Source organism: Streptomyces sp. 13-12-16 (assembly GCF_002114215.1).
Lineage (GTDB): Bacteria > Actinomycetota > Actinomycetes > Streptomycetales > Streptomycetaceae > Streptomyces.
The window spans coordinates 1-3,801 of the sequence record NZ_NCTE01000487.1 but is presented as its reverse complement, the minus strand read 5'-3'; the positions used below and the strand labels follow the sequence as shown (position 1 = coordinate 3,801).

At 72.5% G+C, this 3,801-nt stretch carries 3 protein-coding genes and 1 pseudogene; 2 read left to right on the top strand and 2 right to left on the bottom strand.

What is annotated here, in order from left to right; translation table 11 throughout:
• Nucleotides 1–272, top strand: a pseudogene (locus B7767_RS19355) (daunorubicin/doxorubicin resistance ABC transporter ATP-binding protein DrrA); the annotation flags it as partial.
• A complete protein-coding gene (locus B7767_RS19350; RefSeq protein WP_085573280.1) occupies nt 269–1,117 on the top strand; it encodes an ABC transporter permease in 849 nt (282 codons plus the stop codon). The pseudogene B7767_RS19355 and the gene B7767_RS19350, both read left to right, overlap by 4 nt.
• Nucleotides 1,118–1,201: 84 nt before the next feature.
• On the opposite strand, the gene B7767_RS19345 is transcribed toward B7767_RS19350, so the two are convergent.
• The gene (locus B7767_RS19345; RefSeq protein WP_107486179.1) at nt 1,202–2,296 is read right to left on the bottom strand and encodes a TrkA family potassium uptake protein; all 1,095 of its coding nucleotides are present in this window, start codon (nt 2,294–2,296) and stop codon (nt 1,202–1,204) included.
• Nucleotides 2,293–3,657, bottom strand: a complete 1,365-nt coding sequence (locus B7767_RS19340; RefSeq protein WP_085573278.1) for a molybdopterin molybdotransferase MoeA — start codon at nt 3,655–3,657, stop codon at nt 2,293–2,295. Before B7767_RS19340 ends, B7767_RS19345 begins: the two co-directional genes overlap by 4 nt.
• Nucleotides 3,658–3,801 lie beyond the last annotated feature (144 nt).

Below are 3,801 nucleotides of genomic sequence, written 5' to 3'. Positions count from 1 at the left end.
CCGCCGACCTGCTGCGCCGCGCCCTCGACGCGCGGGTGCAGCCCGAGCCCGACCCGGTGGCGCTGACCGCCCGCCTCGCCGCGGGCCACGACACGGCCGCCGAACAGGCCGCCCGCGCGCTGAGCGAACTGTCCCGCGCCGGTGTCACCGTCGACAACTTCTCGCTCGGCCAGCCCAGCCTGGACGAGGTGTTCCTGGCCCTCACCGGCCACGACACGCGCGTGTCCGACCAGGACGACTCCCACGACCCGAAGGACGAGGTGGCGGCATGAGCACCACGACGACCACCGAGAACGCCGAACTCGCCCCGGTGCGCACCGACTCCCTCGCCGAACTGCTGGTCGCCAAGGAGCGCCCGCCGCGGCCCAGCGCCTGGTCGGCCTCGCTGACCTTCGGCTGGCGGGCGATCCTGAAGATCAAGCACGTGCCGGAGCAGCTCTTCGACGTGACGGCGTTCCCGATCATGATGGTGCTGATGTACACGTACCTGTTCGGCGGGGCGCTGGCCGGGTCGCCGAAGGAGTACATCCAGTTCCTGCTGCCGGGGATCCTGGTGATGTCGGTGGTGATGATCACCATGTACACCGGGGTCTCGGTCAACACGGACATCGAGAAGGGCGTCTTCGACCGGTTCCGCAGCCTGCCGATCTGGCGGCCGTCGACGATGGTCGGCTACCTGCTCGGCGACGCCCTGCGCTACACCATCGCGTCCGTCGTGATGCTGACCGTCGGCATGATCCTCGGCTACCGCGCCGACGGCGGGGTCCCCGGAGTGCTCGCCGGGATCGCGCTGCTGGTGCTGTTCTCGTTCGCCTTCTCGTGGATCTGGACCATGTTCGGACTGATGCTGCGCACCGAGAAGTCGGTGATGGGCGTCAGCATGATGGTGATCTTCCCGCTCACCTTCCTGTCCAACGTCTTCGTCGACCCGCGCACCATGCCCGGCTGGCTCCAGGCGTTCGTCAACAACAGCCCCGTCACCCACCTGGCGTCCGCGGTGCGCGGACTGATGGCGGGCGACTGGCCGGCCGACGAGATCGCCTGGACGCTGGGCTGGGCCGGACTGCTCGTGGCGGTCTTCGGACCGGTCACGATGCGGCTGTACAACCGGAAGTAGACGGTCCCGGCCGCGGTTTCGACTGCGGTCACGGCCGCGGTCACGGTATCGACCGTGGTCCCGGCCGCGGTCGATACCGCGGTCTCAGCCTCGGAACGGGCGGACGTCGGGCGCGATCTGCGTGCCCGGCGTCGCCCGCACGATCGTGATCAGCCGGTCCGTCAGCTCCAGCGTCCCGACGTCCCGGTCGTCGTAGCCGAGCACCCGGTGCCCACGTACGACGCTCACCACCAGGTCGTCGATCTCCCGGGGTGTCTTGCCCACCTCGACCTTTATGACCGGCCGCTCCACGATGTCGAGCCCGGAGCCCTGCTGGATCAGGTCCTCCATGACCATGCCGGCCGAAGGGCTGAGCACGGACAGCCCGAGCAGCCGCCCGGCCGCGCTGGCGCTGGTGATGACCGCGTCGGCGCCCGACTGCTTCAGCAGCGGGGCGTTCTCCTCCTCGCGCACCGCTGCCACGATCTTCGCGCCCCGGTTGATCTGCCGCGCCGTCAGCGTCACGAGGACGGCCGTGTCGTCGCGCTGCGTCGCGATGATGATCTGCCGTGCCCGCTGCACCTCGGCCCGCTTCAGCACCTCGCTGCGCGTGGCGTCCCCTATGACGCCCGCGTAGCCGTCCGCCGTGGCCGCGTCGATCGCCTTCGCACTGGGGTCGACGACCACTACCTGCTCCTTCCGGAGCCCGGTCGCGCAGACGGTCTTGATCGCGGACCGGCCCTTGGTGCCGAACCCGACGACGACGGTGTGATCGCGCAACGCGGACCTCCAGCGGTTCAGTCGCCACTCCTCCCGCGTGCGTTCGGTGAGTGCCTCGAGGGTGGTGCCGACCAGGATGATCAGGAACAGCACGCGCAGCGGCGTGATGACGAAGATGTTGGTGAGCCGGGCGCCGTCACTGACCGGCGTGATGTCGCCGTACCCGGTGGTGGAGAGGGTGACGGTCGCGTAGTAGAACGCGTCGAGGAGATCAATGGACCCGTCCGAGTTGTCGGTGTAGCCGTCCCGGTCGGCGAACACGACGAGCGCCGTCACCACCAGCACCACCAGGGCCATCGACAGCCGTTTGGCGACCTGGCGGACCGGGTGCTCCACCAGTTTCCTCGGCAGTTTCACCCGATGGGTCACCAGGTGTTCGTCCGCCTGGCGAGCGATGGCGTCCTGGCCCGGAAGTTTCACGTGAAACACACCCCGATTCCCCCGGACGTCCAGGGCAGGTCGATCAGCTCCGCCTCCTGGCCGGGCCGGGCACCGCCGGGGGGTACGACGGCGAGCGCGTCGGCCGCCGCGACGCCGCGCAGCATGGCCGGGCCGTTGTAGAGCAGCGGCAGCGCCCGGTCACCGCGCAGGGCGACCGGGACCAGCCGGGTGTCGTACGGGTGCCCCTGCACCCCCTCCCGCAGCGGCAGCGTGTACGGCTCGGGGGCGGGGCGGGCCGCGAGGGTGCGCAGCAGGGGCTCGGCGAGCGTGAGCAGGCCGGAGACGGCGGCGAGGGGGTTGCCCGGCAGGCCGACGAGGTGCTGGCCGTCCTTGGTGCGGGCCAGGAGCATGGGGTGACCGGGGCGCACCTGGACGCCGTCCACGAGGAGTTCGGCGCCGATGCGGCGCAGCGCGGGGTGCACGTGGTCGACCGGGCCGGCGGCGGTGCCGCCGGTGGTGACGACGACGTCGGCGTCGGATGCCGTGATGGCCTCGTACAGCGCCTGTTCGGTGTCGCCGACCCGGCGTACGGCGGTGACCTCCGCGCCGAGTGCGCGCAGCCAGGGCGGCAGCAGCGGGCCGAGCGCGTCCCGGATCAGCCCGTCGTGCGGCAGGCCCTCGCCGAGCAGTTCGTCGCCGAGGACGAACACGTCGACGCGAGGGCGGGGGACGGCGGTGAGCGTGTCGTATCCGGCGGCGGCGGCCATGCCCAGGACGGGCGGGGTCACCGGGGTGCCCACGGGCAGCAGCTGGTCGCCGCTGCGGCACTCCTGGCCCCGGGGACGGATGTCCTGGCCGTGGGTGACGGTGTGCGGCGGCCGGGTGGCCGCGGTGACGTGCAGCCGGCCCTTGTCGTCGGTGCGGCCGTGCTCGCTGCGGAGTACGGCGGTGGTGTCCGGGGGGACACGGGCGCCGGTGGCGATGCGGACGGCCTCGCCGTCGGTGAGCGGGGTGTGCGCGGAGTGTCCGGCGAGGACGCCCTCGTCCCGCACGGACCAGGGGCCGGGGCCGGAGACCGCCCAGCCGTCCATCGCGGAGGTGTCGAAGGAGGGCAGGTCGGTGAGGGCGGTGAGGGGGGCGGCGAGGGTGAGGCCCAGGGCGGAGGCGAGGGGGACGGCGACCGGGGTCAGGTAGCCGGTACGGCCGCCGGTGCCGTGGCGCGGGGCGTCCTCGGCGATGGCGCGGGCGTCGGACCAGGCGGTGGCGTCGTGGCGCGGGTGCAGGTGCGGGTGGCGGGGGGTGTCCGTGGTGCCGCCGGGGTGTTTCCTCACGAGGGCGAGCGCCTCCTCGACATCGAGGTCGTCGGCGTTCCCGTCGGTCCGGGCGGCGCGCGCGGCCATCAGGCGTCCGGGCGGGTGTCGGAGGCTTCTGGGGTGGCGTCGGGAGCCTCGGGGGCGGCGTCAGGGGTTTCCTCGTCGGCCCAGCGCAGGGCGAGTGCCGCGGCCTTGCGGGCCGCCTCGGCGACGGCCTCCCGGTCGCCGCCC

What these genes read in the sequence shown, in the direction of transcription:
- B7767_RS19350 (WP_085573280.1), top strand. Translation starts at nt 269, where the DNA reads ATGAGCACCACGACGACCACCGAGAACGCCGAACTCGCCCCGGTGCGC.
- B7767_RS19340 (WP_085573278.1), bottom strand. Translation starts at nt 3,657, where the DNA reads ATGGCCGCGCGCGCCGCCCGGACCGACGGGAACGCCGACGACCTCGAT.